The organism is Exiguobacterium alkaliphilum 12/1, assembly GCF_000714435.1.
Classification (GTDB): Bacteria; Bacillota; Bacilli; order Exiguobacteriales; family Exiguobacteriaceae; genus Exiguobacterium; species Exiguobacterium alkaliphilum.
Window position 1 is genome coordinate 63,520 of the sequence record NZ_JJMW01000013.1, and the last position, 19,712, is coordinate 83,231.

Sequence of the window (19,712 nt, forward strand, 5' to 3'; positions counted from 1 at the left end):
TGAGAAGACAACGGTATACTTATCACATTCCGTCAAAAGGCCGAGGCCTGTCTTGAACGGATGTGACGAATGTCACCTAATCGTACACGAAAACGTCCCGTTTGAATAGCGGGAGGCTTGAATAGAGGAGCAAACACTTAAAGGGAAGAAGGCGAACCATGAAACGTTGGATTGAAGCAAGAATCAGCCGTCAAGTGCTGACAATCTTTTATGTGCTCGTGGCCTTGATTACGTTCACGTCGCTAGGCACATACTTTTATACACAACAAGCGATTAAAGAGACGACCGTCGAACTCGAGCGCATCAGTGAACAGCGTTCGCGCGCGACGGACTTGTTCGAGACGTGGCAATCGATGCAATACGAGATGCGCGGTCACGTCCTGCTCGGAGAAGACGCACTCTTGAACGAGGTGCGGAGCGCCCAGACGCGAATCGATGAACAGACGACGTGGTTCGAGGAGCGGGCCGTCAATGAAGAAGAGAAGACGTTCGCAAAAGACGCTCGGCTGTTATTCACGATTTATACGACCCGTGTCATGCCAGGGCTGGAACGGTACGTCATCGCCAAAGCGAATGGCGAGATTGATGAACCGTTCCTTCAGATGGCGACCGTCGGCCAACTCATGCCGAAAAATGCGACGTCGAATCAGACACGTTTCAAATTGAACTCGAAGAGTGCGGCCGACATGAGCGCGAGCATCGTCGACATGGAGTCGGTCTTCACCGATTATCGGGCCGACCTCGATTTCCAAGAGACTTCGCTTCGTGAATCGCTGTCCGAACAGCTCGCGCGCGCACAGTGGATGTGGCTCATGGTCTTACTCGGTGCGGTATTCATTCTGTTCGTGAGTTTGCAGCCGTATGTCGTCCGTTTGACGAAACAACTGCAGGCGCTCATCTCGAACAGTGAACGGCTCGCGCTCGACCCGCATGCGGCACTCATTCCAATCGAACCGCTCAAAAACGAAGTCGGTCAGCTGTCGAAGGCGTTCAACGAGATGTCGAGCTCGCTCATCGGGCAACACGATGCGCTTGAACGAGAGCGGGAGAAGACGGCCCGCATCTTACACACGATGCGCGATTCCATCGTGTTTGAAGAGTTAAGCAACGGCAAGATGTACGGTAACCAGGCGCTGTTCGATTTGTATGACCAGCCGGTCCCGTATGAACATCGTCAAAGTCTTTACCCAATCGAGACGTTCTATGAGCCGTTCATGAGCCATATCGACGATCGGGAGGCGTTGCTCCGCTTTACAAATCGAGCTCGACGCGAGGGAATATTCGATGAGACGTTTACGTACTCGATGCAACAGGGTAGACGTATCGTACGGATGTACGCCGAACCGATTGAACTGAAGGACGAACGGTTCGGTTTGATGTTTGTCTCACGTGACGTCACAAAAGAGATTGAAATCGATCGCTTGAAGACGGAGCTTGTCGCCACCGTCTCGCACGAACTACGGACACCGCTCACCTCCATCCTCGGATTCACCGAACTGTTGGCCACGCGCCACGTCGACGAGGAGAAGCGGAAACGCTACTTGAGTATGATCAATAGTGAGACGAAGCGCCTCGAGCGGCTCGTCACGGATTTACTTGACGTGCAGAAGATGGAAGCAGGCGCCGACCAACAAGATTTCAAAATCGAAAGTCTATATGAGATGTTGTCAGATGTGCTCGAGATATATGCCGGCTCGACGGAGCTGCACATGTTCCACTTTGACTGTGACGAGTCGCTTCAAATTTCCGGGAATCCGGCTCGCCTTCGTCAAGTGTTCTCGAATATCCTGAACAATGCGATTAAATATTCACCCGACGGCGGGAATATCACCGTCAACGTTGAATGCGATGACGACGTCATCCGGGTCGCCATCGAAGATGAAGGAATCGGCGTATCAGAAGAGGATGCCAAACGCTTGTTTGAGAAGTTTTACCGCGTACAAAGTGAAGCAAGCCGCAATATTGGAGGCACCGGCCTTGGGCTCGCCATTTGTAAAGAGATCGTCGAATCTCACGGTGGAACGATTTATGCAAAATCTGAATCGGGCAAAGGGACGACGATGGTCGTCGAATTGCCGATCGTCGAATCGTAAAACGAGTTCGTCTCTCAAGCGGAGACGAACTCGTTTTTGTATATCTCAGGCAAACCTAAGTTCGAATGATCGAACATTCACCTAGAATGGCTACGGCTACAATTTCTTGAACTTGTTCTAACGCTTCGACTGGACACGTCGTCGTTCGTTTCCACCGTCGGGCCCTCCAGTCGATTGACTTGGCTTGAATGACGTTAATGTAACCTTCTACTGGTAATCCATCGGGTATACGAACAAACAAAGGTCTTTCAGTATGGGTGATTGGGCAAACGATGCAAAATCCAGTTCGATTGAAATCATTTTGGCTAATCACAATCGCAGGGCGCCGTTTTTGAATTTCAGATCCGGCGCTTGGGTCAAAATCGATATAGCCAATCTCTCCGACGAGGGGTCGCTGTAATTTATTCAATGAAGATGACATATTTTTGGCTTCCTTCCAAAAGAAACGTGATGTGTTTACTCTGCTTCCTTGCCTACTTCTTCAAGGATGACCTCGTATAAATCTGCATACGTCTCTTCATTCACATCAGCAAATACGTTTTTCAGGATTTTTGGTTTTTCTAAAGGCGTAAGGATGATCGTTCCGTCATGATGTTGTTGAATGTAAAACTGATCTCCAATGTCCGCAGAAAGCGCCTTTGGTAACGTTACGCCTTTTGAACCGCCTACTTTTCTCACGACGACTTTAGAGCGGTCATTTGTAACTCGACGAGCCATGGCACGTTCCTCCTTCATGAAATACGATTATAAAATAATTATATCATATTATTTATTATCTACTACCGAACATAAATAAATCATAATTGTTCTTCATCTTTTTTTCAAAAAACGGTGAATGATTCCTTCGTTTGGTACGATAAAGAAAGTAGAACACGTTTGAGGACGAAAGGAAGACGATCATGTTACGCGGACTATATACGGCGGCCGGTGCGATGAACGCGCTGCAACGCCAGCAAGAGATTTTAAGCAACAACCTCGGCAACGTGCGGACGCCTGGATTCAAGGCATCGAACGGGGTCGTTCGGTCATTTCCTGAGATGTTGCTCGCCCAAGTGAGCAACCCCGGCAACGGACGCTCACGGGTACAAGGTCAGGTTGGGACGCTCTCGACCGGTGTTTATCTTCAAGAGACGATGCCGCGTTTCTCAGCCGGTAGCATCTCGGAAACAGGCAGCCCGACGGACGTCTATTTAAAGGCGCCGGCCGGATTCACCGGTGCCCCGATGTTCGCGGTCGAACAAAACGGCGAGACGCTTTACACGACGAACGGCCGTTTCGCAGTCGACGAGGAGCGATTCCTTCGTTCAGCTGACGGTGGATACGTCTTGTCGAACGCCGGCGCGCGAATCCAGCTGCCGTCGAGCGAGTTCACACTGTCTGCGGACGGACAAATCACGTCACTCGGAGAGAACGTGGCGACGCTCGGTGCCTATCAAGTCGATGACTTGGCGACGCTCGAGCAAGTCGGGAACGATTACCGCGTGAACGGGGATGCACCCGCACTCGCGCCGGTCACGTTCCAACAAGGGTTCATCGAGGAGGCGAACGTCAATCTCGACCAGACGATGGCCGACCTCATGATGACGTATCGTCAGTTCGAGGCGAACCAAAAGGTCGTCCAAGCGTATGACAAGAGTGCCGAGCGAGCCATCGAAATCGCTCGGGTTCGATAAGGAGGAAACGTATGCAGTCCATTTATAATTCGGTCAACTCGCTCACGCAGTTGCAACGTCAGCTCGACGTGACCGGCCATAACATCGCAAACGTCGACACGATTGGGTTCAAGCGCCAGCAAGGACACTTCGCGTCGCTCTTGTCACAGGCGTACAACAATCAGCCGCGTCCCGAGTTCGAAGTCGGGCGCGACACGCCGAACGGGATTCGCATTGGGGTCGGGGGGCATGTCGCCGATATCTCGCAACAGTTCAATATCGGACAGATTCGAGCGACCGAGCGCGGGCTCGACGTCTTCTTGAAGGCGAGCCGACAGTTCTTCGTCGTCGAGACGCCGAACGGTCCGGGCGTGACACGGGACGGCAACCTGCAACTGTCGGTCGGTGCCGAGACGACGCTCGTCGATGTGAACGGGAACGCGACGCTCGGTGATGACGGCAACCGCATCACGATGCCGAACGAAGCGACGAACCATCGCGTCCGTCAAGACGGCGTCGTCGTCGCCAGCGTGAACGGGGTCGAACAACAGTTTGGACGTCTCGATATCGTCGAGGTCCGCAACACGTCGGAACTTCGCCCGATGGGGAACAACATCTACTCGGCCGATTTTCAGACCGAAGTCGACCGTCCACTCGGCAACTTGTTGATCGAAGGGACGCTCGAGTCATCGAACGTCGATTTGACGAAAGAGATGACCGATATGACGATCACCCAGCGTGCTTATCAGATGAACTCCCGGGCACTCTCGATGAGCGATCAGATGATGGGACTCGTCACATCACTTCGTCCATAAGTCACGCCGCTTCTCCTCGGAGGAGCGGTTTTTACGTTACACTAAAGGTGAGGAGGGGATGACATGTTGATTGTCGTGGCGATGGACTCGTTCAAAGGGTCGATCTCAAGCGTTGAGGCGAACGCGGCCGTGGCACGCGCACTCGAAGGGCATGACATTGTGACTGTACCCGTGTCAGATGGGGGTGAAGGTTTTCTCGACGCCTGGCTCGCGGCGCATCCGGAAGGCGAAGTCGTCACCGATTCGGTCTCGGGGCTCGACGGCGTGGTGCGTCAGGCACGATTCGGCTGGTCCGAGTCTTCGCGTGAAGCGGTCATCGAACTCGCCGAGGTGTCCGGGCTCATGCTCGTCGAGACGCTCGACCCTTGGCGTTACAGTACGTACGGGACCGGGATGCAGTTGCGGGCGGCACTTCTGCGCGGGGCGAGGCGAATCACAATCGGGCTTGGCGGCAGTGCGACGATCGACGGAGGGAAAGGGCTGCTCGAGGCGCTCGGCGTCCGATTTTATGACAGTCGTGGAAACGAGCTCTGGAGCTCGCCCCACCAGATCGGTCGCGTCGCATCCGTCGATTGGTCGAACCTTATGCCGGAAGCGCGAGAAGTGGAATGGCGTGTCGTCTCGGACGTGACGAACCCGCTGCTCGGTGGGTCGGGGGCGGTGGCCGTGTTCGGTCCGCAAAAAGGGCTGGCCGAAGGCGACATCGACCGCTATGAGGCACAACTCGCACGATACGCCACATGCTTCGCGCGCGACATGACGACTTTACCGGGTGCCGGCGCGGCAGGCGGGGCAGGGTTTGCGCTCTATCAACTCGGGGCGACGTATGTGAGCGGGATTGAAGAAGTCGTGCGTTGGACCGACTTGGAAGAACGACTACGGACGGCCGATTGGCTCATCACGGGGGAAGGCAAGTTCGATCAACAGTCGCTGCACGGGAAAGCCCCATATGGACTCGCGCGGCTCGCCCATGCACACGGCGTACCGACGCTCGTATTCACCGGACAGTCGGACATGGTCGCGTTACCCAATGTCGGCATCGAGGCGGTGTTCTCCATCGTTTCCCGGGTCATGACGCTCGAGGAGGCGATGCGGGACGCGGAATCGCTTCTGACGAACGCCGTCCGTCGAATCGTGCGCTTGCTCGATAAAAAAGCCTGAACCGCGACGGGTTCAGGCTTTTGGTCATGGACGTTCTTTCAACAAGTCACGGATTTCGGCGAGGAGTTGCTCTTCGCGCGACAGTTCCGGTTCCGGCGTCTCTTCGACGGCTTTCTCTCGCTTCAAGCGGTTAATCACTTTCACCATCATGAACAAGGCGAAGGCGATGAGCAGGAACGTGACGATCTCCTGGATGAAGTTCCCGTACGCGACGTCGACGTCGAGCACGCTCACTGATAGGTCCGAGAAGTTGATGCCACCGATCAAGATGCCGAGGAGCGGCATGAAGATGTCGTTGACGAGCGAGTTGACGATGGCCGTGAAGGCGGCTCCGAGAATGAAGGCGACGGCAAGGTCGATGATGTTGCCGCGCATGGCGAACTCTTTAAATTCTTTCCACATAGCATGATGCCTCCTAGATAAATGAATACTCTCACGGTAGCATATCCTTCGTTAAAGCAACATTCTTTTTTTCGGTTCGGTGTCTCTAGGCCCGGGCGCTTGTTCGGCATTTCTAGATACGTTACACTAAAAGAGAACTCATGGAACAGTTTTATTACCTGGTACTAATATGTTATAATCAGATGAGCTGAAAGGATGAATGGACGTGGCGAACGAAGAACAGAAGGGCTCGGAAGAAAAAGAGTCGAAACAGCGGACAGAACGGAAGCGTCTGTCGAACAACCGCCGTTTCCCGATCTTGCTGCGCGTCATCGTTGTCCTCATATTGGCTGTCGCGATGCTCGCGATTGGAGCCATCATCGGGTACAGCGTCATTGGCGGCGGCGAGTGGAGGGACGTGTTCAACATCGACACGTGGCGCCATATCACCGATTTTTGGCTAACCTCATAAGGGTGGTGGAACCATGTACACGATTGAACAGATTAAAGAAGTAATCCCGCATCGGTACCCGTTCTTGCTCATCGACCGCATTCTCGAAGTCGAAGAAGGCAAACGGGCCGTCGGACTAAAAAATGTGACGGCGAATGAAGAGTTCTTCAACGGACACTTTCCGGACTATAACGTCATGCCAGGCGTTTTAATCGTCGAGGCACTCGCACAAGTCGGCGCGTTCGCGATGCTCAAGCAAGAAGCGAACCGGGGCAAGCTCGCGTTCTTCGCAGGGATTGACGGGTGTCGCTTCAAGCGCCAAGTCGTCCCGGGCGATCAATTGCGTCTCGAAGTCGAGATTTTGAAAGTGCGCGGCCCGATTGGAAAAGGCCGGGCCGTGGCGACGGTCGATGGTGAAGTCGCCTGTGTTGCTGAACTGACTTTCGCCCTGCAGTGAGGGGGAGTCAAATGCGTGTGTTGGTCATTGCGCTCGTGCTCGGGTTGATGACGGTCGTCGGCTGTCAACAGATGCAGACCGAGCAAGCGACCGAAGAGAACATCGTCTACGAACAAAACGTCGATGAGTCATTGATCGACAAACGGGCCGGACAGTCCGAGGCACTCGCCGTCTCTCTAGAGCGAGCGAACAGCTCGACGATGTTGTTCACGATTCGCATGCTCGAAGACCGTCGTCTCGAACCGACGACGGTCATCAGCTACGAAGTCGATGGCAATCGTGTCCCGATCCCGTTCGGTGAACTGACGGCCGAGCGTGAAGGGGACGTCCGAACGTACGTGTATCAAGTCGATTTGAACCCGGACTTGTTCGTGCCAGAGACACTCCCGCTCTTCCATATCGCTGAAGAAGGGGAAACGGAAGTGTCGATCCCGCTTGAAGTCGTGAACGCGACAAATGAATGAAGTGAAACGGATGATTTTCGACAAATCATCCGTTTTTGTATACGCCCCCATTGATTTTGCGACTCCGAGCCGACAGCTCAAGTTGTGAACAGGTTCATCTCAGACAGACCTCCCACGCGTCCGCTATAATGGGCGCAAGGGAGGTTTTTGCATGCAACGCGTCTCAAGTGAACTGACACAATTTCGCGGCAGTCATTATGATTTTGGCCGCTTTCAAGGGAACTATATAAAACGAAGCAAACTGCTCGAAAACCGGACCGACCAATGGAAACTCCGGGTCCCACGTTTTGAGATTGACGAGCGCGAGGCAAAAGAGGCGTTCGACCGGTTCGCCCCGAAAATTTGGGAAGAACTGCTCGGGCTCCAAGATGAGCTCGAATTGACTCTCGCCGATACGCTCTTACATTTCGGTCACTTCCGGGTGAACAACCCGGTCAGCGGCTGTTCGATTTTAACGGGCGACAATTTCCTCGTCCGCAATTACGACTATCATCCGATGACGTACGATGGTCGCTACAACGTGTTCCAGCCGGACGATGGTTACGCCGTCATCGGCCCCGTCTCGCGCGTCACCGGACGGATGGATGGCATGAACGAGAAAGGGCTCGCCATGGGTTATAACTTCATCAACCGTCGGCGTCCTGGTGATGGATTCGTCTGTCAGATGATTGGCCGGATGATTCTCGAGACGTGCGCGACGGTCGAGGAGGCGGTCGACTTATTGAAAGAGATTCCGCACCGTGGCTCGTTCACATATGTCGTGCATGACAAGTCATCAAAGACGCGTGTCGTCGAGGCGACACCGCGCGACATCCAAGTCCGCGAGTCGAACATCTGCACGAACCACTTCGAGTTGTTGCAACATGAGAACCGCTACCATCTCGACGATTCGACGCGCCGGATGATGGAAATCAAGATGTATCAACATATCGTCCAAGACGCCGAGAGCGCGTTCCGGCTCATGAACGACTCGGACAAGGGTGTCTTCTCGGAGCTCTACAAGAGTTGGGCCGGCACAATCCATACGGCGGCCTATTTCCCGGAGACGCTCGAGACGTGGTTCGCCCTTGGCGGCGACCGCGACCCGGTCATTTTCGATTTCCAAAAGTGGCTCGACGGCGAGGACTTTGACTTTCACGCTCTCGACGGCGAGATTGCGACCGATATCGAGTTCGCCAACACGGTCCAATTGTGGCGCTGACTTCGGTCAGTGCCTTTTTAGTGAAAACGGGGAATAACGATAATAGGAGGGATTCATATGAAACGAATCGGAGTATTGGCCATCATCTTGAGTATGAGCATCGTGCTAGGTGGATGCGTGCCGGGCGACGGAACGTACACGACCGATCCGGCCGGTTTCTTTTGGGGCATTTGGCACGGCTGGATCGCACCGATTTCCTTGATTCTCGGGCTGTTCAACGACACGTATCGCGTCTATGAAGTGAACAACACGGGCTGGTTTTATGACTTAGGCTTTTATATCGCCATCATCAGTGGGTTTGGCGGAGTGGCGGTGACGCGGAAGAGCCGGGGCTAGACATTCTTGTCTGGCTCTTTTTTTATTGACCTTCTTTTTGAAAGTGGTGACTAGTTTATAGAAAATCGTGCTATATTTTTTATTGTTTAATCAGATATTACCAAAAGGGGATAAGAAAGATGGTTGCACGTATAAAGAAAAGTTTTACAATTTTCATGTTAATGATGCTGGTCGGAACGATGATTCCGCCCCATCAGACGTCAGCAGCGACGTTGATAAAAACCGAGACGAACCCGAACGTCGTGACAGGAACCACGGATCAACCCAATCAGGACGTCACCATCGTAGCGAATGAAAAAATTGTTCGTACGAAGAGTGATGCCTCAAAAAATTATACATATACGTTCGACAAAGCACTGACTGGACAAATCGCAGTGTATCAACGTGATGCATACGGATTTGACCAATTGATTGACGTGACAGAACGGAGTCAACCTGAAGCTCCGGCGACTCCGGTCAAACCACAAGGTGCGACATTCATCGGGATGATCAACAACGAGTTCGTATTCCTTACCCATCCGAACCATACGATTCACGCGACCTACGAGGGAAGAGTGAGAGATGCGATTGGTGAGTTGCGGATCCCGAAAAACAAGGCGGACACGGTGAGTGTGTATGTCAGTAGCCCGGAGAAGGCGTCGACGCCAATCCAAACGTACACGGCGACGGCTGCGACAGCCGATATCATTCAGTTGGATGCACCACCGCACGAGACGTTGCGCGTCTCCGGGAAGACGTTGCCTTACGTCTATGTGAACGTGAAAGTCGGACACGAAGTAAAAACTGGCCAAGCCGATGCGACCGGTCAATTTGATTTCCCGTTCACGGGATGGGAGCCGCGCGCTTATCAGAATCAGACGTACACGGTGCAGGCCGCTCATTTGAATCAGACGACTGAAGGGGTACAGGCGTTCACAATGCCCGCATTCGTAGCGACGATGGAGAAGCCGTTGCTCGTGATCGAGGAGTCGTTCACCCAGTTCCGAGGAGTGACCCTCCCAGATTCGGTGATTTCTCTCGACGGTGAGACGTGTACGGTCAGTGACGAGGTCGGTTATTTCGGCTGTTACTATCCACAGAACGACCAATCGAAGCGCACGTTCACGATTCAACAAGAAAACGCGACGATTTTCACGAAAGAAGTGACCGTGAAACGCGATGTTCGTACGATTAAGTTCGAAACAAAAATGTTCGACCTTGACGACGCGCAATTGATTGGGAAGGCGACCCCGAATCAAACGTTCATCGTAACATATGAGGATCGTCGAGCCGGTTATCGACAAATCCGTTTCCGCGCAAACAGTGACACAAATGGTGACATCGTCTTTCCGTTGCCAAAACTGTATGGTGTGAACTTTACCGTCTCTTACTTAGATGAGTACGACTACCGAAATCCGCTGTGGGCGGTTCGCGCCGAGGACAATCGTCCGGCACCGACACCGATTTTGAAGATGCAGAGTGACCGGGTTGCCATCAGCGTCCCATCGTTTTATTATCCGAACCAATCGCTCACGTTTGAAGCGAAAATCGAGAAAGCGGACGGACGATCGTTATTGGAGAAAGCCGACTTGAACAATCCCTCTATCTTACTGGAAGTAAACGACACGTTCATGATTCGGACCGTCCTTCAAGACGGTCGTGTATCGGAGTGGGTGGAAGGAAAGTTCGACGCGATTCAAAAGCCGCTCATCCCTGACTTAACGAACGATACGACGTTACTCAAAGGGACGACGGAACCAAACGCCTCACTCAAATTCACTAGCGGTGTCGTCAAAGAAGTGAAGGCAGATGCCCAAGGGAAATTTGAGTTTGCCGTCGACCTGAAAAAAGTGAAAACGATTAATGTTCTCGTCAGTGTTTCAGGTAAGGCAGATCAAACGTTCAAATATGAAGTAAAAGATACGGTACGACCGATGTTAGAGATCTATAATATTCTTTCTGAGGACGCAAAAGAGCTCATGTTTGATGCGAATGAGTACGTCGGTAACTTCGAGATTGTCTACTACAAAAATAATACAATCGTCCGAAAAAATAAGGTAAACCCAATTCGACCGTATAAGCCTCTCAGTTCTGGTTTCTCGCTTGGCGGGATGTTGCCTGTTTCTGGGCTGAAGACAGACGGTATCACACACTTGATCATTCATGCGGAAGATTTGGCTGGTAACCCTTCTGGTGGAAATAAAATCATGGTGAAAGATACGACGGCGCCACGCGTCATTCTACAGAAACATGTCCTAGCTGGAGAACATTTGATTTACGGGAAGACCGAACCGGGGTCGACCGTGACGTTCACGTATCGAAGCGACAAAGACAAGCCTGTCGTCGTCTCGAGCACGGGGATGTTCACAATCAAGACGACCGATCCAGTCGTGGCTCAAAAATATGGGCAAGTAAAAATCACGGCGACGGATAAAGCGGGTAACAAAGGATACGGCTATATCTCGCCGAATGGAGAGAAGATTCAAGACATCCGTCTAGATGGCGGTCAAAAGGTTTGGTTCTATATGCAAAATGAGTATATGAACCAAAACCATTACGAATTTACCGTGAACGGCAAGACACAAAAGTATACGCAGTTTGGTTCTGTGATCACGTGGCCAAACGACATCGCCTTACCAGCGACCGTGACCATTAAACTTATCAACCCAGATAAAACGGTTAAGTATGAGATGACAAAAGTAATCACAAAACCATACGTCACAAAAGCGGTCTCGAACGTCAAATTCCAACAAGGTGTCCGTAAAATCACCGGAAACGGCGACCCGTATGCGACGCTCGAAGTGTGGAGCGGGACGACTCGACTCGGTTATACGGGGGTCGACGGCTTAGGGAAATTTGACGTGAACCTCGTCCGTGCGTATAACGAAGGTGAAAAGCTACGCTTCGTCATGATTCCGAAAATCGGGAAGTCGCAGACGACGACGATTAACGCGAAAGACAACACGGCGCCGACTGCTCCATCTGTCAATGAAATCAAGGCTACTTCGACGCACGTGTCGGGTAAGACGGAAAAAGGGGCGACCGTCTTCATCTCGTATAACGGGAAAACGTATACGACGAAGGCGACGAGTACGGGGTCATATGCATTTAAAATCAATAAATGGTTGCCGGGGAAAGTCGTATCAGTTCATGTGAAAGATGCTGCCGGCAACCAGTCGCCGGTGAAAAAAGAGACGATCAAGTATGTCTTCAAACAGTTCAGTGTGAATACGCTTCGCTCTAGTCACATCTATGTAACGGGCAAAGGGCATCCGGGTGCGACCGTACAAGTGTACAACGGTGCATCGAAGGTCGGGAAGGCTGTCAAAGTCGACGCGAAAGGGAACTTCAAAGCGTATGTGAATAAACAACGGCAAGGCAATATGTTGACGGTCGAAATGACGCGTTCAGGTTATGCCACAGAGCGCATCAACACGACGGTACAACGTTAAAAAAGTTTCTCGGGACTATTATGTCCCGGGAAACTTTTTTTATGCTCATCCCTATATGTAACGCATGAATTTTTACCTGGCGGGAACATACTAAACAGCAATGAACTAGTGGACTTATGATTTATTTCCTATGATGGCGACCGTATGATAATCGCGCGAATCGGGCCCACGCGTCTCGACGACGTCAATCAGGCCGAGCGCCGAAGCGGCCGGGATGAACTGTTCTCGAACGATAGACACGATACCGTCCCACGTGATGTCACCTTTCCCGTCACAATACGTGATGACGAACGAGCCGCCTGGTACAAGGACACGCTCGATTTCGGCAAGCACGGCGTTCACGTCTTCCCAAAAGTAGAGCGTGTGGATGCTGAAGACACGGTCGAACTGTGCGTCCGAGAACGGGAGTCTCCTAAAATCGGCTTCGGTGACTTTAGCGCGACCGGCTTTCACCGCTGCCTGATTCCGTTTCAACGCCGAGCGGACGACGGTTTTAGAGCGATCGAGTCCGGTCACATGCACAGAATCAAAACGATGAAGGATTTGCGCTAGCGCATCGCCAGCACCACAACCGAGGTCGAGGACGCGGACATTGGGTTGAATCAAAAGTTGGTCAATCGTCCAATCGACTTCGACTCGGTGTTGGCGGACCATTTTCTCGCCGATATACGTTCCGACGATGCCGCGTGGGTTCTCGTACTGGCTATCAATCCATGTTTGAAGACGCTTGAAGCGCATCGAACCATTCCTTTCCGAATCGAGTAGATGTAGATTGAGTGTAGCATAACCATTTGAATAGGGGAGTTGAATCGATGCGGTCATTTTGGATATTCGGCAACCAGCTATCCCACGAACTCGAGATGCTCGACCATGTGGCTGATGATGATGTCATCGTCATGATCGAGGCGACATCACGGGCGATGTGGCGGACGTACCATAAACAAAAGCTCGTCCTCGTCTTCTCGGCGATGCGTCACTTTGCGGACGAATTGCGCGATAAAGGCTTCACCGTCGACTATCACGAGGCCGACTCGTTCCAAGACGCATGGGACGACCACTTCAAACGATACGACCCGGCAGAGATCCATTACACGGCCGTCACCGACGCCGCGATGGAGAAGAAGTTGAAGCAGTTCGGGAAGAAGCATACGCTCGTCGAACACACAGACGTGCCGCTCTTCTATTTGACGAAGGAAGAGGCCATCGACACGATTGGCAGTGAGCCGTGGCGGATGGACCGCTTTTACCGCCAGATGCGCAAACGCTTTGACGTACTGCTCGAGGATGGGAAACCCCGGGGCGGGAAATGGTCGTTCGATGCGGATAACCGCAAACCCCCGAAAGCCGGGCTGACGTTCCCAGCACCGATTCGTTTCCGCCCGGACGCCGTCACGAAAGACGTGATCAAAAAAGTCGAGCGCGATTTTAAGGACAACCCGGGGGACATCAGGCCGTTTGTCTGGCCGGTGACGCGCAGTGAGGCCCGACGTGCGTTGAAGCGTTTCATCGAGGAGCGTCTCGAGACGTTCGGTCCGTATCAGGACGCGATGCTGGCGGACAATCAAGAGATGTCGCACAGCCTGTTGTCAGCAGCCATCAACATCGGGCTCCTAACACCGCATGAAGTCGTCGAGGCCGCGTGCGCGTCGGACGCGCCGCTCGCCTCAATCGAAGGGTTCGTCCGACAAATCCTCGGCTGGCGGGAGTACATGCGGGCCGTCTATGTGGCGTCGATGCCCGGTTATGAGTCGGTCAACACGTTCAAGCACGAGCGCGACTTGCCCGACTCGTTCTGGGACGCGAAGACAGACATGCACTGTATCCATCGAAGTGTGAAGCCGGTCATCGAGCGGGCGCATAACCACCACATCCAACGGCTCATGGTGCTCGGCAACTTCGCGACGCTGTTCGAGATCTCGCCACAACAGACGAGTGACTGGTTCAATGAGATGTATATCGACGCTTACGACTGGGTCGTCTTGCCGAACGTGCTCGGGATGGCGCTCCACGCGGACGGCGGCAAGCTCGCGACGAAACCGTATATCGCCTCCGGCAAGTATATCGACCGGATGAGCGACTACTGTAAAGGCTGCAAATATAACCCGAAACACACGACCGAGGAAGACGCCTGTCCGTTCAACGCCCTGTATTGGCACTTCATCGACAAACATCAGGATCGCTTCAAGGACAACCAACGGATGAAGATGATGCTCCGGAACTGGCAAGGCCGTGATGACGACGTCAAAGCCGACATTTTGGCGAAGGCGAGACAGACGCTTAAAGATAAAGATTCCTTGTAATTGTGCTGGTGAAGGATTGGCGCTATCGATTGAGATTGATTATGGATGAATCGACTCCTTGTGAGTCGATTTTTTACGTACACTTCACAAACTTTTGCACACGCTTCACAGATGCTTTACATTCGTCCGTTACGATAGGACTTGTGAGACCCCTCATGCCAAGTGAATAGCAATCGGTAGAACATTCGAGAGACCAACAGAAGCCACTACGTCATTGACGTCTAGTTTCTGTTGGTCCTTTTTTCTAGGAAAGGGTGAGTCAAGTGAATGAAACACTTCGCACGATCGGCGAGGAGAAGATGATCGCCTCCATCAAGTCGCCGAAACAATTCGAAAAGTTCCTTCAATCGGACGTCACGACGACGTTCCTCATGATGGGCACACTCAGCACGCTCGACCGCTACGTGTCACATCTGAAACGGGAGAACAAGACCGTCTTCTTGCATGCCGAGCGCATCAATGGCATCAGCCTCGACCGGGATGGCATCGACTATTTGGCGAAACGCGTCGGCGCCGACGGCATCGTCACGACGAAGGCGTCGGTCATCCAGCACGCGAAACGCGCCGGGCTCATGACGGTACAGCGCTTATTTTTAGTCGACTCGGACGCCGTCACGTCGGGCATCAAGATGGCGAACGACCACGAGCCGGACGCGCTCGAACTCATGCCAGGTCTCATCCCGAACGTCATCGAGCACGTCGCCGGGAGCGTGCAGTTCCCAATCGTGACGGGCGGCATGATTCGTAAGCCGATCGAGGTGCATCAAGCGCTATCGCACGGTGCGTTTGCCGTATCGACGGGAGACGAGCGGCTCTGGGCGTCACAAGGAATGAAGGAGGACATCATATGAAGTCGATTCAATTGCAACAAATCAAAAAGTCGTATGGTGACACCGAGGTCATCCGCGGCATCGACGTCACGATCGAGGCGGGCGAGTTCTTCGCGCTCGTCGGACCGTCCGGCTGCGGCAAGAGCACGATGCTCCGGATGATCGCCGGGCTTGAGTCGATCACGGCGGGGACGCTCCGGATTGACGGTGTCGCCGCGAACGAGCTCAAACCGAGCGAGCGCCAACTGTCGATGGTGTTCCAAAACTATGCGCTCTATCCGCATATGACCGTCGAGAAGAACATCACGTTCGGCCTACATACGAAAGGGCTGACGAAACTCGAGCAGCGCGAACGGTGCCATGCGGCCGCCGAGACGCTCGGGTTGACCGACTATTTGAAGCGAAAGCCGCGCGAGCTGTCGGGCGGACAACGGCAACGGGTCGCCCTGGCCCGGGCCATCGTCACCGAGGCGCCGATTTGTCTCATGGACGAGCCGCTCTCGAACCTTGACGCCAAGCTCCGTGCCAAGATGCGCTCGGAGATTCGGCAGCTGCAACGCAAGCTGAACTTGACGATGATTTACGTCACGCACGACCAAGTCGAGGCGATGACGATGGCCGATCGGATGATGCTGTTGAACGAAGGGGAAGTTCAACAAGTCGGGAAGCCGCTCGATTTGTACAACAAGCCGGCGAACACGTTCGTCGCTTCGTTCATCGGCTCGCCGCCGATGAACTTGGTGCCGGTGAAGCGAAGCGACAAAGGCTTCGTCGCCGCGGATGGGCGTCAGTTCCAGCCGAACGTGATGACGACAGAAGAAACGGCGACGCTCGGCGTCCGTCCGGAGCAGATTTTACCGGCCCATGACGAGGTCACGTTCTACGCCGAGTTGAAAAACATCGAGGTGCTCGGCACGGAGACGATTCTCGCCTTTGATGTCGGTGGGACGGAATGGCTCGCCAAATGGTCGGGGCAGTGGCCGCTCTCGATTGGGGAGAAGGTCGCCTGTTACGTCGACCCGAAACAGATGTCGCTCTTTGACGCGAGCGGTGACCGCATCGAACCGCGTCAGCCGAAACTATTCGAGGCGCTGGAGGTGTTCCAATGACGGTCGCATTGCCGAGACAACGCGTCAAGACACGGATTTCGGACGCGGTGAGCGGGCTGTTGTACTTGTCGCCGTCGATTGCGCTGTTCGGGATTTTCCTCGTCTATCCGCTTCTCCGGACGATTTACTTGAGCTTCTTCCGGACGGACACGCAAGGGACGCCGCTCGAATTCGTCGGAATCGGGCACTACGCCCGGCTCTTCACGAGCGCGACGTTTTGGCAGAGCGTCCAGGCGACGGTCGGGTTCGTCGCGTTGACCGTGCCGCTCACGATCCTCATCGCGCTCGGCCTCGCCTTACTTGCCAACGAGAAACTGCGCGGCATCGGGTTCTTTCGGACGGCGTTCTCGGCGACGATGGGGATGAGTGTCGCCGCGTCATCGGTCATCTGGATGTTCATGTATAACCCGTCGATCGGTATCTTCAACCGCTTTTTAGAAGCGGTCGGGGCGAGCGGGGTGCAGTGGCTCCTCGACCCGCAATATGCGCTCCTGTCCGTGTCGCTCGCGACCGTCTGGATGAACGTCGGGTTCACGTTCCTCATTCTCCTCGGCGGCCTGCAAAATATCGACCGGACGCTCTATGAGAGTGCGGACATCGCCGGGACGAACTACTGGACCCAACTTCGGGCCATCACGATCCCGATGCTGTCGCCGACACTCTTCTTCGTCGGCATCATCTCGCTCATCAACGCCTTCCAGACGTTCGGGCAAATCGACTTGCTGACGAAAGGCGGTCCGACGAATTCAACGAACGTCATCGTCTACGCCATCTATAAGGACGCGTTCATCAACTACAACGTCGGCGGGGCGAGTGCGCAGGCTGTGCTCTTATTCGTGACGGTGCTCTTGTTGACGTGGCTCCAGTTCAAGCTCGTCGAAAGGAAGGTGCATTACCAATGACGATGCGAAATGCACTCGTATACACGCTGCTCGTCTTGAGCGCAGCGGTCATGCTGTTCCCGATCGGTTATGCGTTCTCCATCAGCCTCATGGACGGGAGCGAGGTGTTAAAAGGCAACCTCATCCCACAAGAACCGTCGCTCGCAAACTACGTCGCCGCTTTCGACCGGATCCCGCTATTGACGTATCTCGTCAACAGTCTCGTCGTCGCGCTCCTCGTCATGGTCGGGCAAGTCGTCTTGTCGAGCCTCGCCGCGTTCGCGTTCGTCTTCATCGACTTCAAAGGGAAAGCGCTCATCTTCATGCTGTTCCTCGCGACGATGATGGTGCCGTGGGAAGCGACGATGGTACCGAACTTCTTGACCGTGCAGTCGCTCGGCTGGCTCAACTCGGTGTGGGGGTTGTCGGTTCCGTTCTTCGCGCTCGCGTTCGGGACGTTCCTACTTCGACAACAGTTCAAGACGATTCCGTACGAGATGTACGAGGCGTCCCAAATCGCTGGCATCAGCCGCTTCCGTTTCTTTTGGAACGTCGTCTTACCGGTCTCGAAGACACCGCTCGTCACGTTGTCGGTGTATAGCTTCTTGACGACATGGAACATGTACTTATGGCCGCTCCTCGTGACGAACACGGAGCAGGCGCGAACGGTGCAAATCGGGATCAAACAGATGCAGTCGAACGAGATTGCCTCGGACTGGGGCGTCGTCATGGCGGCCGTCGTCATGATCATCATCCCGACACTACTACTTTTATTCGCAGGACAAAAGCAACTGCAAGAAGGTTTGACGCAAGGCGCAATCAAATAAAAGGAGGAAGTTTACATGAAGAAAAAAGCATTATTCGCAGGGTTGGCCAGTTCGGTGTTATTGCTCGGGGCGTGTGGCAGCGAGGAGGCGGCGCCGGAAGCCTCGGCGACCGCAGACGGGAAGACGGAAGTCGTGTTCTGGCATGCGATGAGCGGGGACTTAGAGACCGCGCTCAACAACCAAGTCGACGACTTCAACGCCTCACAAGACGACTATGAAGTGAAACCGATCTTCCAAGGGACGTATGAAGAGGCGCTCACGAAGTTCAACGCCGTCGCCGGTTCAGCGGACGCCCCGGCGATCATGCAGACGTTCGAGGTCGGAACGAAGTATATGATCGACACGAACAAAATCACACCGGTCCAAGAGTTCATCGATAAAGAGAACTTCGACACGAGCGTCTGGGAAGAGAACATCTTGAGCTATTATCAAGTCGACGGCAAGCAGTACTCGATGCCGTTCAACTCGTCGACGCCGGTGCTCATCTACAACAAGGACGCGTTCAAAGAAGCCGGGCTCGACCCAGAGAAAGCGCCGCGCACGTATGACGAATTGAAACAGGCGGCGAAAGCGCTGACGGGTGAAGGCCAGACCGGCTTCACAATCCTCAACTACGGCTGGTTCTTCGAACAGCTCGTCGCCGCACAGGGCGGGCTTTACGTCGACAACGACAACGGTCGCAGCGGTACTCCGACGAAAGCGGTGTTTGACGGGGAAGAGGGACAGAACGCCTTCAACTTGATTAAAGACATGTACGACGAGAAGACGTTCTTGAACGTCGGTCAAAACTGGGACGACATGCGTGCCGCCTTCCAGTCGGGCAACGTGGCCATGTACCTCGACTCGTCGGCCGGTGTAAGGACGGTCGTCGACAACGCACCGTTTGACGTCGGCGTGTCATACTTGCCGGTACCGAACGAGGCGGACCGCGAAGGTGTCGTCATCGGGGGCGCCTCGCTCTGGATGGGTGACGGCATCGCCGACGAGACGAAACAAGGTGCGTGGGAGTTCATGAAATTTGCCGCCTCGAAAGAAGCGCAGGCGAAATGGCACGTCGAGACCGGCTACTTCGCCATCAACCCGGACGCCTACAACGAGCCGATTGTCGAAGACGTGTGGGCCGAGTACCCGCAGCTGAAAGTGACGGTCGATCAATTGAGCGAGACGAAGACGTCGCCGGCGACGCAAGGCGCGCTCATCTCGTCGTTCCCGCAGTCACGTCAAAGCGTCGTCAATGCGATGGAGAGTTTGTATCAAGGTGTGTCGGTCGAGGACGCGTTGAAGCGTGCGGCCGACGAGACGACTTCCACCTTGGGGCAATAA

General features: G+C 54.0%; 20 protein-coding genes. 16 read left to right on the forward strand and 4 right to left on the reverse strand.

Features of this window, described 5'->3' with window-relative positions; genetic code table 11:
- Window positions 1-158 precede the first annotated feature (158 nt).
- Window positions 159-2,093 (forward strand): sensor histidine kinase, encoded by a 1,935-nt coding sequence (locus tag RT52_RS01175; protein ID WP_034814533.1) that lies wholly within the window; start codon window positions 159-161, stop codon window positions 2,091-2,093.
- A 55-nt stretch (window positions 2,094-2,148) separates the two neighbouring features.
- Here RT52_RS01175 and RT52_RS16105 read toward each other — a convergent pair whose 3' ends face one another.
- Window positions 2,149-2,514, reverse strand: coding sequence for a type II toxin-antitoxin system PemK/MazF family toxin (locus RT52_RS16105; RefSeq protein ID WP_081825854.1), 366 nt, complete (start codon window positions 2,512-2,514; stop codon window positions 2,149-2,151).
- A gap of 35 nt (window positions 2,515-2,549) precedes the next feature.
- Window positions 2,550-2,810, reverse strand: a complete 261-nt coding sequence (locus tag RT52_RS01180) for an AbrB/MazE/SpoVT family DNA-binding domain-containing protein (RefSeq protein ID WP_029334276.1) — start codon at window positions 2,808-2,810, stop codon at window positions 2,550-2,552.
- Between the two features lie 182 nt (window positions 2,811-2,992).
- On the opposite strand from RT52_RS01180, the gene RT52_RS01185 reads away from it, so the two are divergent.
- The 3 genes from RT52_RS01185 to RT52_RS01195 all read left to right on the forward strand — a co-directional run bounded on the left by RT52_RS01185 (window position 2,993) and on the right by RT52_RS01195 (window position 5,721).
- The gene (locus RT52_RS01185; protein ID WP_034814535.1) at window positions 2,993-3,766 is read left to right on the forward strand and encodes a flagellar hook-basal body protein; all 774 of its coding nucleotides are present in this window, start codon (window positions 2,993-2,995) and stop codon (window positions 3,764-3,766) included.
- A gap of 11 nt (window positions 3,767-3,777) precedes the next feature.
- Window positions 3,778-4,560, forward strand: a complete 783-nt coding sequence (locus tag RT52_RS01190) for a flagellar hook-basal body protein (RefSeq protein ID WP_034814537.1) — start codon at window positions 3,778-3,780, stop codon at window positions 4,558-4,560.
- A gap of 63 nt (window positions 4,561-4,623) precedes the next feature.
- A complete protein-coding gene (locus RT52_RS01195; RefSeq protein WP_034814539.1) occupies window positions 4,624-5,721 on the forward strand; it encodes a glycerate kinase family protein in 1,098 nt (365 codons plus the stop codon).
- 24 nt (window positions 5,722-5,745) lie between these two features.
- Here the strand turns inward: RT52_RS01195 and mscL are convergent, their stop codons facing one another.
- Window positions 5,746-6,123, reverse strand: coding sequence for a large conductance mechanosensitive channel protein MscL (gene mscL / locus RT52_RS01200; protein WP_024370817.1), 378 nt, complete (start codon window positions 6,121-6,123; stop codon window positions 5,746-5,748).
- Window positions 6,124-6,322: 199 nt separating this feature from the next.
- Between mscL and RT52_RS01205 the strand changes: the two genes are divergently transcribed.
- The 6 genes from RT52_RS01205 to RT52_RS01230 all read left to right on the forward strand — a co-directional run bounded on the left by RT52_RS01205 (window position 6,323) and on the right by RT52_RS01230 (window position 12,442).
- Window positions 6,323-6,574 carry a DNA-directed RNA polymerase subunit beta gene (locus RT52_RS01205; RefSeq protein ID WP_034807313.1) on the forward strand — a complete coding sequence of 84 codons (252 nt, stop codon included), beginning with the start codon at window positions 6,323-6,325 and terminating at the stop codon, window positions 6,572-6,574.
- Between the two features lie 13 nt (window positions 6,575-6,587).
- On the forward strand, window positions 6,588-7,010 hold the full coding sequence (fabZ, locus tag RT52_RS01210; RefSeq protein ID WP_034807311.1) for a 3-hydroxyacyl-ACP dehydratase FabZ: 423 nt from the start codon (window positions 6,588-6,590) through the stop codon (window positions 7,008-7,010).
- 11 nt (window positions 7,011-7,021) lie between these two features.
- On the forward strand, window positions 7,022-7,474 hold the full coding sequence (locus tag RT52_RS01215; protein WP_034814541.1) for a hypothetical protein: 453 nt from the start codon (window positions 7,022-7,024) through the stop codon (window positions 7,472-7,474).
- A 151-nt stretch (window positions 7,475-7,625) separates the two neighbouring features.
- A complete protein-coding gene (locus tag RT52_RS01220; protein WP_034814543.1) occupies window positions 7,626-8,675 on the forward strand; it encodes a C45 family autoproteolytic acyltransferase/hydrolase in 1,050 nt (349 codons plus the stop codon).
- Window positions 8,676-8,732: 57 nt separating this feature from the next.
- On the forward strand, window positions 8,733-9,011 hold the full coding sequence (locus RT52_RS01225; protein WP_034814544.1) for a hypothetical protein: 279 nt from the start codon (window positions 8,733-8,735) through the stop codon (window positions 9,009-9,011).
- A gap of 119 nt (window positions 9,012-9,130) precedes the next feature.
- The gene (locus tag RT52_RS01230; RefSeq protein WP_034814546.1) at window positions 9,131-12,442 is read left to right on the forward strand and encodes an Ig-like domain-containing protein; all 3,312 of its coding nucleotides are present in this window, start codon (window positions 9,131-9,133) and stop codon (window positions 12,440-12,442) included.
- A 114-nt stretch (window positions 12,443-12,556) separates the two neighbouring features.
- On the opposite strand, the gene RT52_RS01235 is transcribed toward RT52_RS01230, so the two are convergent.
- The gene (locus tag RT52_RS01235) at window positions 12,557-13,180 is read right to left on the reverse strand and encodes a class I SAM-dependent methyltransferase (protein ID WP_034814548.1); all 624 of its coding nucleotides are present in this window, start codon (window positions 13,178-13,180) and stop codon (window positions 12,557-12,559) included.
- Window positions 13,181-13,254: 74 nt separating this feature from the next.
- On the opposite strand from RT52_RS01235, the gene RT52_RS01240 reads away from it, so the two are divergent.
- From RT52_RS01240 to RT52_RS01265, 6 genes are all read left to right on the forward strand, one after another.
- Window positions 13,255-14,742 carry a cryptochrome/photolyase family protein gene (locus tag RT52_RS01240; RefSeq protein WP_034814549.1) on the forward strand — a complete coding sequence of 496 codons (1,488 nt, stop codon included), beginning with the start codon at window positions 13,255-13,257 and terminating at the stop codon, window positions 14,740-14,742.
- A gap of 263 nt (window positions 14,743-15,005) precedes the next feature.
- The gene (locus RT52_RS01245; protein ID WP_245175441.1) at window positions 15,006-15,593 is read left to right on the forward strand and encodes a glycerol-3-phosphate responsive antiterminator; all 588 of its coding nucleotides are present in this window, start codon (window positions 15,006-15,008) and stop codon (window positions 15,591-15,593) included.
- The gene (locus RT52_RS01250) at window positions 15,590-16,681 is read left to right on the forward strand and encodes an ABC transporter ATP-binding protein (protein WP_034814553.1); all 1,092 of its coding nucleotides are present in this window, start codon (window positions 15,590-15,592) and stop codon (window positions 16,679-16,681) included. Before RT52_RS01245 ends, RT52_RS01250 begins: the two co-directional genes overlap by 4 nt.
- The gene (locus tag RT52_RS01255) at window positions 16,678-17,583 is read left to right on the forward strand and encodes a carbohydrate ABC transporter permease (RefSeq protein ID WP_034807297.1); all 906 of its coding nucleotides are present in this window, start codon (window positions 16,678-16,680) and stop codon (window positions 17,581-17,583) included. The genes RT52_RS01250 and RT52_RS01255 overlap by 4 nt, the downstream gene beginning before the upstream one ends.
- On the forward strand, window positions 17,580-18,389 hold the full coding sequence (locus tag RT52_RS01260; RefSeq protein ID WP_034807295.1) for a carbohydrate ABC transporter permease: 810 nt from the start codon (window positions 17,580-17,582) through the stop codon (window positions 18,387-18,389). The genes RT52_RS01255 and RT52_RS01260 overlap by 4 nt, the downstream gene beginning before the upstream one ends.
- Before the next feature lie 15 nt (window positions 18,390-18,404).
- Entirely contained in the window at window positions 18,405-19,712 is a 1,308-nt protein-coding gene (locus RT52_RS01265; protein WP_034814555.1) for an ABC transporter substrate-binding protein, read from the forward strand.

What these genes read in the sequence shown, in the direction of transcription:
- fabZ (WP_034807311.1), top strand. Translation starts at nt 6,588, where the DNA reads ATGTACACGATTGAACAGATTAAAGAAGTAATCCCGCATCGGTACCCG.
- RT52_RS01240 (WP_034814549.1), top strand. Translation starts at nt 13,255, where the DNA reads ATGCGGTCATTTTGGATATTCGGCAACCAGCTATCCCACGAACTCGAG.
- RT52_RS01255 (WP_034807297.1), top strand. Translation starts at nt 16,678, where the DNA reads ATGACGGTCGCATTGCCGAGACAACGCGTCAAGACACGGATTTCGGAC.
- RT52_RS01215 (WP_034814541.1), top strand. Translation starts at nt 7,022, where the DNA reads ATGCGTGTGTTGGTCATTGCGCTCGTGCTCGGGTTGATGACGGTCGTC.
- RT52_RS01205 (WP_034807313.1), top strand. Translation starts at nt 6,323, where the DNA reads ATGGACGTGGCGAACGAAGAACAGAAGGGCTCGGAAGAAAAAGAGTCG.
- RT52_RS01185 (WP_034814535.1), top strand. Translation starts at nt 2,993, where the DNA reads ATGTTACGCGGACTATATACGGCGGCCGGTGCGATGAACGCGCTGCAA.
- RT52_RS01225 (WP_034814544.1), top strand. Translation starts at nt 8,733, where the DNA reads ATGAAACGAATCGGAGTATTGGCCATCATCTTGAGTATGAGCATCGTG.
- RT52_RS01220 (WP_034814543.1), top strand. Translation starts at nt 7,626, where the DNA reads ATGCAACGCGTCTCAAGTGAACTGACACAATTTCGCGGCAGTCATTAT.
- mscL (WP_024370817.1), bottom strand. Translation starts at nt 6,123, where the DNA reads ATGTGGAAAGAATTTAAAGAGTTCGCCATGCGCGGCAACATCATCGAC.
- RT52_RS01190 (WP_034814537.1), top strand. Translation starts at nt 3,778, where the DNA reads ATGCAGTCCATTTATAATTCGGTCAACTCGCTCACGCAGTTGCAACGT.
- RT52_RS01250 (WP_034814553.1), top strand. Translation starts at nt 15,590, where the DNA reads ATGAAGTCGATTCAATTGCAACAAATCAAAAAGTCGTATGGTGACACC.
- RT52_RS01180 (WP_029334276.1), bottom strand. Translation starts at nt 2,810, where the DNA reads ATGGCTCGTCGAGTTACAAATGACCGCTCTAAAGTCGTCGTGAGAAAA.
- RT52_RS01230 (WP_034814546.1), top strand. Translation starts at nt 9,131, where the DNA reads ATGGTTGCACGTATAAAGAAAAGTTTTACAATTTTCATGTTAATGATG.
- RT52_RS16105 (WP_081825854.1), bottom strand. Translation starts at nt 2,514, where the DNA reads ATGTCATCTTCATTGAATAAATTACAGCGACCCCTCGTCGGAGAGATT.
- RT52_RS01175 (WP_034814533.1), top strand. Translation starts at nt 159, where the DNA reads ATGAAACGTTGGATTGAAGCAAGAATCAGCCGTCAAGTGCTGACAATC.
- RT52_RS01260 (WP_034807295.1), top strand. Translation starts at nt 17,580, where the DNA reads ATGACGATGCGAAATGCACTCGTATACACGCTGCTCGTCTTGAGCGCA.
- RT52_RS01195 (WP_034814539.1), top strand. Translation starts at nt 4,624, where the DNA reads ATGTTGATTGTCGTGGCGATGGACTCGTTCAAAGGGTCGATCTCAAGC.
- RT52_RS01235 (WP_034814548.1), bottom strand. Translation starts at nt 13,180, where the DNA reads ATGCGCTTCAAGCGTCTTCAAACATGGATTGATAGCCAGTACGAGAAC.
- RT52_RS01265 (WP_034814555.1), top strand. Translation starts at nt 18,405, where the DNA reads ATGAAGAAAAAAGCATTATTCGCAGGGTTGGCCAGTTCGGTGTTATTG.